10 protein-coding genes are annotated in these 11,965 nt (G+C 69.8%); 3 read left to right on the forward strand and 7 right to left on the reverse strand.

Annotation, left to right across the window (positions count from 1 at the left end; translation table 11 throughout):
* Positions 1-49: 49 nt before the first annotated feature.
* From LRR16_RS22070 to ilvA, 6 genes are all read right to left on the reverse strand, one after another.
* Entirely contained in the window at positions 50-1,213 is a 1,164-nt protein-coding gene (locus LRR16_RS22070) for an ABC transporter permease (protein WP_232207120.1), read from the reverse strand.
* Positions 1,210-2,220, reverse strand: a complete 1,011-nt coding sequence (locus LRR16_RS22075; protein WP_232207121.1) for an ABC transporter ATP-binding protein — start codon at positions 2,218-2,220, stop codon at positions 1,210-1,212. The genes LRR16_RS22070 and LRR16_RS22075 overlap by 4 nt, the downstream gene beginning before the upstream one ends.
* Entirely contained in the window at positions 2,217-3,284 is a 1,068-nt protein-coding gene (locus LRR16_RS22080) for an HlyD family secretion protein (RefSeq protein WP_232207122.1), read from the reverse strand. The genes LRR16_RS22075 and LRR16_RS22080 overlap by 4 nt, the downstream gene beginning before the upstream one ends.
* A gap of 19 nt (positions 3,285-3,303) precedes the next feature.
* Positions 3,304-4,161, reverse strand: a complete 858-nt coding sequence (locus LRR16_RS22085; protein ID WP_232207123.1) for a TetR/AcrR family transcriptional regulator — start codon at positions 4,159-4,161, stop codon at positions 3,304-3,306.
* 120 nt (positions 4,162-4,281) lie between these two features.
* Positions 4,282-5,115 carry an NADPH-dependent 7-cyano-7-deazaguanine reductase QueF gene (gene queF, locus LRR16_RS22090; RefSeq protein WP_006577922.1) on the reverse strand — a complete coding sequence of 278 codons (834 nt, stop codon included), beginning with the start codon at positions 5,113-5,115 and terminating at the stop codon, positions 4,282-4,284.
* A 73-nt stretch (positions 5,116-5,188) separates the two neighbouring features.
* Positions 5,189-6,727 (reverse strand): threonine ammonia-lyase, biosynthetic, encoded by a 1,539-nt coding sequence (gene ilvA, locus LRR16_RS22095; protein WP_023264521.1) that lies wholly within the window; start codon positions 6,725-6,727, stop codon positions 5,189-5,191.
* Between the two features lie 342 nt (positions 6,728-7,069).
* Here ilvA and otsB point away from each other — a divergent pair, with 342 nt between their 5' ends.
* The 3 genes from otsB to otsA all read left to right on the forward strand — a co-directional run bounded on the left by otsB (position 7,070) and on the right by otsA (position 11,323).
* Positions 7,070-7,999: a trehalose-phosphatase gene (gene otsB, locus LRR16_RS22100; RefSeq protein WP_232207124.1), complete on the forward strand. Its 930-nt coding sequence runs from the start codon at positions 7,070-7,072 to the stop codon at positions 7,997-7,999.
* A 119-nt stretch (positions 8,000-8,118) separates the two neighbouring features.
* Complete coding sequence (locus LRR16_RS22105) at positions 8,119-9,876, forward strand: glycoside hydrolase family 15 protein (protein ID WP_144425869.1); 1,758 nt, start codon at positions 8,119-8,121, stop codon at positions 9,874-9,876.
* A 55-nt stretch (positions 9,877-9,931) separates the two neighbouring features.
* Complete coding sequence (gene otsA, locus LRR16_RS22110; RefSeq protein ID WP_064572583.1) at positions 9,932-11,323, forward strand: alpha,alpha-trehalose-phosphate synthase (UDP-forming); 1,392 nt, start codon at positions 9,932-9,934, stop codon at positions 11,321-11,323.
* Positions 11,324-11,625: 302 nt separating this feature from the next.
* Here otsA and LRR16_RS22115 read toward each other — a convergent pair.
* Positions 11,626-11,965: NTP transferase domain-containing protein (locus LRR16_RS22115; RefSeq protein WP_232207125.1), on the reverse strand; the 340-nt coding region annotated here is incomplete at its 5' end.

The following is an 11,965-nucleotide window of genomic DNA, read 5'->3' on the forward strand; positions in this document are numbered from 1 at the left end:
GGCAATCTCCTTGCGGGCATCGACGTAGGGCGTGCGCATCGGCCGGCCCTCAATCGAGCGTACGGCGATAGAAGCGCACCGCGATCGCCATCACCACCGCGGTGAACAGCAGCAGCGGCCAGACATTGGGCCAAAGCTCGGCCCAGCCGCTGCCCTTGAGCAGGATGCCGCGGATCATCCGGTGGAAGTAGGTCATCGGCAGCAGGTTGCCGATCGCCTGCGCCCACTGCGGCATGCCCTGGAACGGGAACATGAAGCCCGACAGCAGGATGCCGGGCAGGAAATAGAAGAAGGTCAGCTGCATCGCCTGCAGCTGGTTCTGCGCCAGCGACGACAGCGTGATGCCGACCGTCAGGTTGGCAGCGATGAACAGCAGCGCCGCCAGGTAGACCGCGACCACCGAGCCGACGAAGGGCACGCCGAAGACCCAGCGCGCCGCCAGCAGGATGATGGTGCTCTGGATCAGTCCGATGAAGACATAGGGCACGATCTTGCCGCTCATCACTTCCAGCGGGCGCACCGGCGTGGCGAGCAGGTTTTCCATCGTGCCGCGCTCGCGTTCGCGCGTCATCGCCAGGCCGGTCATCATCACCATCGTCATCGACAGGATCACGCCCATCAGGCCCGGCACGATGTTGTACTGGGTCAACCCCTCGGGGTTGTAGAGCCGGTGCACCTGCACGTCGAAGGCGGGCTTGCCGCTGGCGAGACGGGACAGCGGTCCCTTCAGGTCCTTGTCGGCGACCGCGACGGGCATCTGCGACAGCGCGGCCAGCGCGGCGCCGGTGGCCGACGGGTCGGTGGCGTCGGCCTCGACCAGCACCGCGGGCCGTTCGCCGCGCAGCAGCCGGCGCGTGAAGTCAGGCGGAATGGTGACGACGAACTGCAGCTCGCCGCGCATCAGGGCCTCGCGTCCCGCCGCCTCGTCGGGCAGCGTGCCGACCACGCGGAAATAGCGCGAGGCCTGCATGCTGGCGACCAGCGAGCGGGTGAATTCGCTGTGGTCGGCGGCGATGACGCCGGTGGGCAGCTGGCGCGGGTCGGTATTGATCGCGAAGCCGAACAGCAGCAGCTGCAGCACCGGCAGCCCGACGATCATGCCGAAGGTCACGCGGTCGCGGCGCAGCTGCAGGAATTCCTTCAGCACGATGCTCCACCAGCGCCGCAGCGAGAAGCCGAGGCGTTCGCCGTGTGCGCGCGCCTCGCCCCTCATTGCCGGGCACCCCCCGCTCGCGCAGGGGTCTCGCCCTCGGCGCGCATATTGTCGTCGGCCCGTTTCATCATGTGGATGAACACGTCCTCCAGGCTGGTGTCCACCGGCGCGATCCGATGCGAGCCTTCGGCGGCAAGCCGCCGCAACGTGGCTTCCAGCGCGGCCGCGTCGCGGCCGGTCACGTGCAGCGCGTTGCCGAACACCACGGTCTGCTCGACCGCCGGCTCGTCGGCGAGCCGGCGCGACAGCGCGTTCAGGTCGCCGACCTCGACCGACCAGGTCGACAGGCTCTGCGCCGCCACCACCTGTTCGGCGGTGCCCTGGGCCAGCAGCTTGCCGTAGGCGATATAGGCGAGCTTGTGGCAGCGTTCGGCCTCGTCCATGTAGTGCGTGCTGACCAGCACCGAGATGCCGCGCGCGGCCAGCCGGTGCAACTGCTCCCAGAAGTCGCGGCGCGCCTTCGGATCGACGCCGGCGGTCGGCTCGTCGAGCAGCAGCAGTTCCGGTTCGTGCAGCAGGCACGCCGCCAGCGCCAGCCGCTGCTTCCAGCCGCCCGACAGCGCGCCGGCGAGCTGGCGCGCGCGGCTGGCCAGTCCCAGTCCGTCGAGCGCGTGCTCGACCGCCGCCTTGCGATCGGGCACGCCGTAGACGCGTGCGACGAAGTCGAGGTTCTCGCGGATCGACAGGTCTTCCCAGTACGAGAATTTTTGCGTCATATAGCCGACGCGGCGCTTGATCTGCGCGCTGTCGCGCAGGATGTCGAAGCCCAGGCAGGTGCCGTGGCCCGCGTCGGGCGTCAGCAGCCCGCACATCATCCGGATCGACGTGGTCTTGCCGCTGCCGTTGGGGCCGAGGAAGCCGAAGATCTCGCCGCGGCGCACCTGCAGCGTCAGGCCGTCGACCACCTGCTTGTCGCCGAAGCGCTTGCCGAGGTCGTGCACGTCGATCGCCAGTTCGGGCGCGCCGCGCTCGGCCGCCGAAGTGCCGGCTGGCACGGTGCCGTTCATGGGCGTGCTCCGCTTGCCGCTGCTGCCGATGCGGGTGCGGTGCCTCCGGCTGCGGCCGGCTCGACCTCCACCGGCTGGCCCGGATGCAGCCGCGCCGCGTCGGCAGGCGCCGGGTGCGCCTCGACCAGGAAGACCAGCTTGCGCCGCGTTTCGTTGCTGTAGATCACCGGCGGCGTGTATTCGGCCTGGCTCGAGACATAGCGGATGGTGGCGGGGATCGCGGCGCCGCAGCCGTCGCAGGTCAGCCGTACGGCTTGCCCGGGCCGCAGCGTGCCGATCGCCGCTTCGGGCACGAAGAAGCGGATCTTGACGTTGCCCGGCGGCAGCAGCCGCACCACCGGACTGCCCGCCGGCACCCATTCGCCCTGCCGGTAGAGCGTGTCGTAGACCAGGCTGGCCGCGGGCGCGGCGATCGCCTTGCGCGACAGCCGCCAGTCGGCCTGCGCCAGCGCGGCGCGCGCGGCCTCGACCTGGGCCTGCTGCGCCCCTCGGCGCGCCTCGCGGCCGGGCAGGCGCGCCACCGCCAGATCGCTGCGCAGTTCGCGCACACGGGCGGCGTCGGCCTGCGCGGTGGCGCGGATCTGCTCGAGCTGGGCCTGCGGAATCGCGCCGATGCGCAGCTGGGCCTCGTCGCGCACCAGCGCGGCGGCGCTGCGCTGCGCCGCGGCTTCGGCCTGCGCCAGTTGCGCGCGGATCGCGTCGATCTCGGGCGGCCGCCGCCCGGTCTGCAGATCGGCGAACTCGGCCTGGGCGGCTTCGAGTTGCGCCACCGCCTGGGCGCGCGCGGCCGATTCTTCCTCGGTCTCCAGCGCAAACAACGGCGCGCCGGCGGCGACCTGCTGGCCGCGTTCGACGGTCAGCCGTTCCAGCCGTCCGGCGAACGGCGAGGCGAGATGGACGAACTCGCCTTCGACATAGCCCTGCCAGCGCGGCAGGGGCGCATCGCCGCACGCCGCCAGGCCCAGTGCCGCCGCCAGTGCGCAAGCCGGCAACAGCCTGGCGCGCCGGGCGCCATGCCGGTGACGCTGGCGCGGGTCGAGGGGCGAGGGGGTGGCGTCTGGCATGGCGGCTCGATGGTGCGGGTCAGCGGCGTTCGGCTGGGCGGCCCCGGCGGCCGCTTGTGCCGGGGTCGACTGAGCGGATGCCATGCGTCAGCAGCGCGCGCGCATGCGAGACCATGGCATCGACATCGACGGCATCGGCGCCGGGCAGACGCCGCCAGATATGGCCGGTCGCCAGCGGCAGCAGCGCCAGCCCGATCACCGAGACCATCAGCAGCGGCGGCGCGAGTGCGGCATCGATGCGGCCGCGCTCGCGCGCGGCGCTCAGCGCGGCGACCACGACGCCCAGCCGCTGCAGGCCGAAGCGCTGCATCACGCGTTCGCGCAGCTGGCCCTCGCCGGTGACGATCTCGCGCACCCACAGCGCCGGAAACCAAGGCGTGGCGACGGCCGCACGGATCAGCCGCTCGGCAATGCCGGCCAGCAGCGCGGCGGGGTCGGCGGCCATGTCGGCAGCTGCGTCGCCGGCCTTGGCATTGGCACTGCCATTGGCATCATCGGGCCCGGCCGGCGCAAACACGCGGTCGACCAGCGGCCCCAGCCGTTCCTCGGCGACCGCATCGAGCAGGCGGCCGCGGTCGCCGAAGTAGTAGTGGACCAGCGCCGGCGTCACGCCGGCACGGGCCGCGATGGCCTTGACCTGGGTCGCCGCGATGCCGTGCTCGGCAAACAGCGTGACGGCGGCGTCGAGCAGGCGCTCGCGCTGGTCTTCGGCGGCAAGCGCGCGCCCCGGTCCGCGCGCCGGTGCGCTGCCGAGGCTCTTGACCGCTGCGGCGCTGCGACCCGGACGCCCAGGGCGGCGCAGCGGGGCGCCTTCCTGCGGTGAAGCGGGCAGGGCGGCAGCGGAAGCGGCGGAGGAGCGGGAGCGGCGGGCGGTCATGGTCGGGATCTCGTTCGCTGGATATTAATTGGCACATTAATTAATTCAAGGCCTGTTACAAAGAAGCCGGCGTTGCGCTGTCGCGCGCACGCCGGCCTGGCCTTGCCTTGCCTTGGGGGGTTACTGCCGCGCGTTGCGCCGGTTATCCGGCCACGGCGTGTTGAAGTTGGTGCGGAACGGGTTGATGTCGAGGCCGCCGCGCCGCGTATAGCGCGCGTAGACCGCCAGCTTGACCGGCTTGCACTGGCGCAGCACGTCCACGAAGATGCGCTCGACGCACTGCTCGTGGAACTCGTTGTGGTTGCGGAAGGAGATCAGGTATTTCAGCAGCCCCTCCTGGTCGATCGGCGCGCCGACATAGCGGATCTGCACGCTGCCCCAGTCGGGCTGGCCGGTGACCAGGCAGTTCGACTTCAGCAGATGCGAGACCAGCGTCTCCTCGACCGGCGTCTCTTCCTGATCCGCGCGCAGCAGCTGCGGCGCCGGCTCGTAGATGTCGGTCTCGATATCGAGCCGGTCCAGCAGCAGGCCGTCGAGCTCGCCCATCTGCTGGCGGGCGAAGTCGGGTTCGGCGGTCAGCCGCACCTGCACCGCGCCGCCGGTCGCTTCGGACAGGTCCTGCCGCAGCAGCTGCTGCAGCGCCTCGGGGGATTCGAGCCGGGTCTGGTTGAAGCTGTTCAGGTACAGCTTGAACGATTTCGATTCGACGATGTTCGGCGTGTCGGCCGGAATGATGAAGCTGGCCAGCGCGACCTGGGGCTTGCCCTTCGGATTGAGCCAGGACAGTTCGTAGGCATTCCAGATGTCCACGCCGAAGAACGGCACCGCGCGGCCTTCGGGCAGGCCGATCTCGGCACGCTTGGGCGCGCGCGGAATCGGAAACAGCAGGCTGGCGTCGTACTCGGTCTTGTAGGCCGAGACTTTGCCCAGCGGCGAATGTTCGGGCACGGTCATGAGGACTCCTGTCGGGTTCCGCGATGCAAGGATTTGCGGTGGTTCGGGCGGTTCGGCGGCGCGGCGCAGGCCGTCACGCCAGGAACAGCTTGTAGACGGGGTTGTCGGTTTCTTCCCAGTGTAAGTAACCGAGCGTCGCAAGGAAGGCCTTGAATTCGCGCTTCTCGTTCTTCGGCACCTGGATGCCGACCAGGATGTTCGACGTGTCGGCGCCCTGGTTGCGGTAGTGGAACAGGCTGATGTTCCAGTTCGGGCTCATGCTCGACAGGAATTTCATCAGCGCGCCCGGGCGCTCCGGGAATTCGAAGCGGTACAGCAGCTCGTCCTGGGCCAGCGCGGAGTGCCCGCCGACCATATAGCGGATGTGCTGCTTGGCCAGCTCGTCGTTCGACAGGTCCAGCGCGGCAAAGCCGTGGCGGCGGAAGGCCGCGGCGATCTTGTCGCTTTCGGCGCGGCTGCCGATCTGCACGCCGACGAAGATGTGCGCGAGCTGGTTGTCGGCGATCCGGTAGTTGAACTCGGTCACGTTGCGCGTGCCCAGCTGTTCGCAGAAGCGGCGGAAGCTGCCGCGTTCCTCGGGGATGGTCACCGCGAACACCGCCTCGCGCGCCTCGCCGACCTCGGCCCGTTCGGCGACGAAGCGCAGGCGGTCGAAGTTCATGTTGGCGCCCGAGGCGATCGCCACCAGGTTCTTGCCCTTGAGCTTCTCGCGCTCGGCATACGCCTTCAGCCCGGCCACGGCCAGCGCGCCCGACGGCTCCAGGATGCTGCGGGTGTCCTGGAACACGTCCTTGACGCCGGCGCACAGCGCATCGGTATCGACCAGCACGATCTCGTCGACCAGCTCGCGCGCGATGCGGAAGGTCTCCTTGCCGGCCAGCTTGACCGCGGTGCCGTCCGAGAACAGGCCCACGTCCTTCAGCTCGACGCGCTTGCCGGCATCGATCGAGCGCTTCATCGCATCGGAATCGACCGTCTGCACGCCGATCACCTTGATCTCCGGCCGCACCGCCTTGATGTACGACGCCACGCCGGCGATCAGCCCGCCGCCGCCGATCGCGACGAACACCGCGTGGATCGGACCCGGATGCTGGCGCAGGATTTCCATCGCGACGGTGCCCTGGCCAGCGATCACCTCGGGATCGTCGAACGGATGGATGAAGGTCAGCTTGTGCTTGCGCTGCAGTTCGGCGGCGTGCTGGTAGGCGTCGCTGTACGACTCGCCGTGCAGCACCACCTGCACCCACTTGCCGCCGTGCTTGCGCACCGCGTCGATCTTGACCTGCGGCGTGGTCACCGGCATTGCGATGATGGCCTTGCACTCCATCCGCGCCGCGGCCAGCGCGACGCCCTGCGCGTGGTTGCCGGCCGAGGCGGCGATCACGCCGCGCTTCAGTTCGTCGGGCGTCAGCGAGGCCATCTTGTTGTAGGCGCCGCGCAGCTTGAACGAGAACACCGGCTGGGTGTCCTCGCGCTTGAACCAGACCCCGTTGCCGATTCGCGCCGACAGTTCGCGGGCGTAGGTCAGCTCGGTCTCCTGCGCCACGTCGTACACCTTGGCGGTCAGGATCTTCTTCAGGTAGTCGGGTTTGCTGGCTGTCTTGCGGGTCATGTCGACGACCGGCGCGGGGCCGGATTGGATGGACGGAAGAAGGCGGAGGGCCGGCGCTGGGGGCGGGGCGCAGGGGCGGCTCGGGGTCGCGGCGCGCTGTGCCGCTGCGTGGCTGCGCCGCCCCCGGCATCGGCCGTGGCATTCGGGAAACCGCTAATGATAAAGGATCGGGCGGCGCCGGGTCCGCATGGAGCACGGTGCCGCGCGACGGTGCACGCGGCTGAAGCGCGCCGCACCGCCGCAGTGCAGCGGGCGGCCCGGCGGATGCCCTGGTGACGCATCCGCCTTGTAGGACGCCGTCCGGTGGACGCTCGTCAAGCTATCGTGATACGGTGTGCGGCGATGTCATCCCTTCCGCTGATCGATCCCGATAACGCGCTATTCCTCGACTTCGACGGCACGCTGGCCGACCTGGCGCCACGCCCGGAGCTCGTGCAGGTCGAGGCGGGACTGGTGGGAACGCTGCGCACGCTGCACCGGCAGCTGGGCGGCGCGGTCGCGATCGTATCGGGGCGCACCATCGCCGAACTCGACGCCTTTCTCGCGCCGCTGCAACTGCCCACCGCGGGCGTGCACGGTGCCGAGCTGCGCGACGCCGAGGGCCGGCGGCTCGAGGTCCCGGCCCCCGATCTGGACCGGCTGCACCGCCGGCTCGAGGATTTCGCGCAGGCCCATCCGGGGCTGCGGCTCGAGCGCAAGCCGATGGCGCTGGCGGTGCACTACCGCGCGGCGCCCGAGCTCGAGACGCTGGTGCGCGAGCAGGTCGCCCAGGCGCTGGGCGATGTCAGCGGACTGGAAATGCTCCACGGCAAGATGGTGGTCGAGGTCAAGCCGGCCGGCGTCACCAAGGGCAGCGCGGTCGAGCTGATCATGCGTTCGCCGCCCTTCGCGGGCCGCATGCCGATCTTCGCCGGCGACGACGTGACCGACGAGGACGGCTTTGCGATGGTCGCCCATCTGGGCGGAGTCGGCGTGCTGGTCGGTCAGCGGCAGAGCGCCGCCACCGTCAGCGTGCCGGCGCCCGCGGACCTGCGCGCGTGGCTGCACCGCAGCGCCAGGGCGCTCGATGGCAGTCCCGCCGGCCCGGCGCCGGCCGCGCATGCCGGCGAGAGCCCCGGCGATAGTGCCACCGATATGGCGACCGACACAGCGGCCGACACCACGTCCGACACCGCGCCCGGCACCACGCCCGGCACCACGCCCGTCCCTGCGGCCGCCGCAGGCCCGTCCGGCACCGGCGCCAGCCCATCCGCGTCCACCACCTCATCCTGACAAGGGGGAAGTTTGTGAGTCAGCCCGAATCCGGCGTAGCGCGCAACCGCGCCGACGAGATCAACAGCGACGGCACACAGCAGGGCGGGCGATATTGCCCGCCTTCGCTATCGCTGGGCATGATCGGCAATTGCGCGTTCTCCGCGCTGGTCGATTCGCGCGGCCGCATCGTCTGGTGCTGCCTGCCGCGCTTCGATGGCGATCCGGTCTTCAACGCGCTGCTCGACCCGAGCGAGAACGCGGGCCATTTCTCGATCGAGATCGAGGACTTCGCCGAATCGCGCCAGTGGTACGAGCCGAACACCGCGGTGCTGCGCACGCGGCTGACCGACCGCCACGGCAACTGCCTCGAGATCACCGATTTCGCGCCGCGCTTCTTCCGCCTGGGCCGCTATTTCCGTCCGTTGACGCTGGTGCGGCGGATCCGCCCGGTCAAGGGCGCGCCGCGCGTGCGCGTCTCGATCGCGCCGCGCTTCAACTGGGGCCGCACGAAGCCGCAGACCTCGCGCGGCAGCAGCCATGTCCGCTTCATCGGCGACGACATGACGCTGCGGATGACGACCGACGCGCCGCTGACGTATGTGATGGCCAACACGCCGTTCCTGGTCACGCAGGGCATGAACTTCATCCTCGGCCCCGACGAGACGCTGCAGCACGGCGTCGACGAGACCGCGCGCGACTTCGAGCAGGAGACCATCTCGTACTGGAAGCTGTGGACACGCCGGCTGGCGGTGCCGCGCGAATGGCAGGACGCGGTGATCCGCGCCGCCATCACGCTGAAGATGTCGCTGTACGAGGAGACCGGCGCGATCGTCGCCGCGATGACCACCAGCATCCCGGAAGCGCCGCACAGCGGCCGCAACTGGGACTATCGCTTCTGCTGGCTGCGCGATGCCTTCTTCGTGATCCGCGCGCTGAACAGCCTGTCCGAAGTCGGCACGATGGAGGACTACCTGCGCTGGATGTCCAATGTGGTGATGCAGTCCAAGGACGGCCATATCCAGCCGCTGTACGGCATCGGCCTCGAACGCGAGCTGCCCGAGAGCGTGCTCGACCATGTCGCCGGCTACCGCGGCATGGGCCCGGTGCGGGTCGGCAACCAGGCGCAGGAACACTTCCAGCACGACGTCTACGGCAATGTGGTGCTCGGCGCCGCGCAGGCCTTCCACGACCACCGGCTGCTGCATCGCGGCGGCCCCGCCGAATACCGCGTGCTGGAGCAGGTCGGCGAGCAGGCGGTGCGCGTGTTCGGCACGCCGGACGCCGGCATGTGGGAGCTGCGCACCCGCGCAAGGGTGCATACGTCATCGGCACTGATGAGCTGGGCGGCCTGCGACCGGCTCGCCAAGATCGGCGACAAGCTGCAGCTGCCCTCGCGCGCGGCCTACTGGCGCAAGCATGCGGAGACGATGCGCGAGCGCATCCTGCGCGAGTCGTGGAGCGAGGAGCGCCAGGCCTTCGCCGAGAGCTTCGGCGGACGCGAGCTCGACGCCAGCGTGCTGCTGATGGCCGAGGTCGGCTTCATCGATCCGCGCGACGCGCGCTTCGTCGCGACGATCGAGCGGCTGGAAGAGGTGCTGTGCGACGGCCCGTACATGCGCCGCTACGAGGCGCCCGACGATTTCGGCAAGCCCGAGACCGCCTTCAATATCTGCACCTTCTGGCGGATCGATGCGCTGGCGCGTATCGGCCGCAAGGAACAGGCACGCGAGATCTTCGAGGCGATGCTGGCCGCGCGCAATCCGCTCGGCCTGCTGTCCGAAGACACGCATCCGGTCACCGGCGAGATGTGGGGCAATTTCCCGCAGACCTATTCGATGGTCGGCCTGATCAACGGCGCGATGCGCCTGTCGTCGCCATGGGACGCGGTGATCTGAGCCGGCCCCGATTCACCGGGCGGCGCGCGCCGGCGCGCCGCCTCACAGGAGGCCTATGTCAAGACTGGTAGCGGTATCCAACCGCGTCGCCGACCCCCGCAATGCCGCCGCCGGCGGACTCGCGGTGGCGCTCGGCGAAACGCTGAATGCCACCGGCGGGCTATGGTTCGGCTGGAGCGGCCGGGTCGTCGAGACCGCGCAGGGTGGCACGCCCGGAGAAGGCGAACTGCATCTGCAGCATGCCGGCGACGTGACGCTGGCCACGGTCGACCTGAGCCGCGAGGACCACGACGCCTACTACCTGGGCTACAGCAATGGCGTGCTGTGGCCGGTGTTCCACTACCGCGTCGATCTGGCCGATTTCGACGCCGGCCATCTGAACGTCTACCGCCGCGTCAACCAGCTGTTCGCGCGCAAGCTGGCGCCGCTGCTGCGGCCGGACGACATGATCTGGATCCACGACTATCACCTGATTCCGCTGGCCGCGGAACTGCGGGCGATGGGATGCGGGCAGCGCATCGGATTCTTCCTGCATATCCCGCTGCCGCCGCCGCCGATCCTGACCACGATTCCGCAGCACGAATGGCTGATGCGCGCGCTGTTCGCCTACGACCTGATCGGCTTCCAGAGCCAGGCCGACCTCGAGCACTTCGCGCGCTACGCGCAGTCCGAGGCGGGCGCCGAGCCGATGGGCGACCATCGCTACCGCGCCTTCCATCGCACCGTGCGGGCGCAGGCGTTTCCGATCGGCATCGACGTCGACGAGTTCGTGTCGCTCGGCAAGGGGCACGAGGCGCAGGAAACCTACGAGATGATGATGGGCCAGTACGCGCGCCGGCGGCTGCTGCTGGGCGTGGACCGTATGGACTATTCGAAGGGGCTGCCGGAGCGGCTCAAGGCGTTCCAGGCGCTGCTGGCGCAGTATCCCGAGAACCGTTCGAGCGCCACGCTGATCCAGATCGCGGCGCCGTCGCGCGAATCGGTCGACGCCTATGCCGATCTGCGCCGCCAGCTGGAAGGCATGTCCGGGTCGATCAACGGCGAGTACGGCGAACTGGACTGGATGCCGATCCGCTATATCCACCGCACCACGTCGCGCCGGCGCCTGCCGGGGCTGTGCCGGGCGGCGCGCGTCGCGCTGGTGACGCCGCTGCGCGACGGCATGAACCTGGTCGCCAAGGAATATATCGCCGCGCAGGACCCGGACGATCCCGGCGTGCTGGTGCTGTCGCGCTTCGCCGGCGCGGCCGAGCAGCTGAAGGAAGCGCTGCTGGTCAATCCCTACGATATCCAGGGCACCGCGCAGGCGATCCAGCAGGCGCTGCACATGCCGCTGGCCGAGCGGCAGAGCCGGCATCAGAAGCTGCTCGAGAACATCCGCGCCCAGGACGTGCACTGGTGGAGCCGCGAATACCTCCGCAGTCTGGCGGAGAGCGATCAGGGGTGAGCGAGGGAAACCACCTCCCTCTCCCCAGCCCTCTCCCCCTGAGGGGAGAGGGAGAACCCAATAGGGATGTCGGGCCTTGCTCCCCTCTCCCGCTCGCGGGAGAGGGGTCGGGGGAGAGGGAGAACCCAATAGGGAAGCGGGCGGCAAGCGGACTTTCTCCCCTCTCCCCTCGCGGGAGAGGCGTCGGGGGAGAGGGAGAACCCAATAGGGCAGCGGGCGGCAAGCGGGATTTTCTCCCCTCTCCCGCTGGCGGGAGAGGGGTCGGGGGAGAGGGCAGGCGGCGCGCGTTCAGCCGCAGCCAGTCAATGCAGATCCTCTGGCGTATCGATATCCCGGAAGGCGCCGTCGTGATCGGTCAGGATCCGTGTCACGGCCCGGCCCTGCAGCAGCGCCCGCGCCCCCTCGTCGCCGTCCAGCCGCAACAGCGCGTCGCGCCAGCCGGGGCCGAACGCCACCGGGTGGCCGCGCCGGTCGTCGCGCCATGGCGCGGCGATCGCTTCGCTGCTGGCCTCCGGTGTGACAATGCTCAGCGCCACCGCGCGCACCAGTTCGACCGTCAGCCACGGCATGTCGGCCAGCGCCACCAGCCATCCGCGCGCGTCGGCGCGGGCTTCGACCGCCGCCGCCAGCGCGGCGCCCATG

Source organism: Cupriavidus sp. UGS-1 (assembly GCF_021213615.1).
Classification (GTDB): Bacteria; Pseudomonadota; Gammaproteobacteria; order Burkholderiales; family Burkholderiaceae; genus Cupriavidus.

Coding starts and splice junctions, on each gene's coding strand:
- LRR16_RS22070 (WP_232207120.1), bottom strand. CDS start 1,213: ATGAGGGGCGAGGCGCGCGCACACGGCGAACGCCTCGGCTTCTCGCTG.
- LRR16_RS22075 (WP_232207121.1), bottom strand. CDS start 2,220: ATGAACGGCACCGTGCCAGCCGGCACTTCGGCGGCCGAGCGCGGCGCG.
- LRR16_RS22080 (WP_232207122.1), bottom strand. CDS start 3,284: ATGCCAGACGCCACCCCCTCGCCCCTCGACCCGCGCCAGCGTCACCGG.
- LRR16_RS22085 (WP_232207123.1), bottom strand. CDS start 4,161: ATGACCGCCCGCCGCTCCCGCTCCTCCGCCGCTTCCGCTGCCGCCCTG.
- queF (WP_006577922.1), bottom strand. CDS start 5,115: ATGACCGTGCCCGAACATTCGCCGCTGGGCAAAGTCTCGGCCTACAAG.
- ilvA (WP_023264521.1), bottom strand. CDS start 6,727: ATGACCCGCAAGACAGCCAGCAAACCCGACTACCTGAAGAAGATCCTG.
- otsB (WP_232207124.1), top strand. CDS start 7,070: ATGTCATCCCTTCCGCTGATCGATCCCGATAACGCGCTATTCCTCGAC.
- LRR16_RS22105 (WP_144425869.1), top strand. CDS start 8,119: ATGATCGGCAATTGCGCGTTCTCCGCGCTGGTCGATTCGCGCGGCCGC.
- otsA (WP_064572583.1), top strand. CDS start 9,932: ATGTCAAGACTGGTAGCGGTATCCAACCGCGTCGCCGACCCCCGCAAT.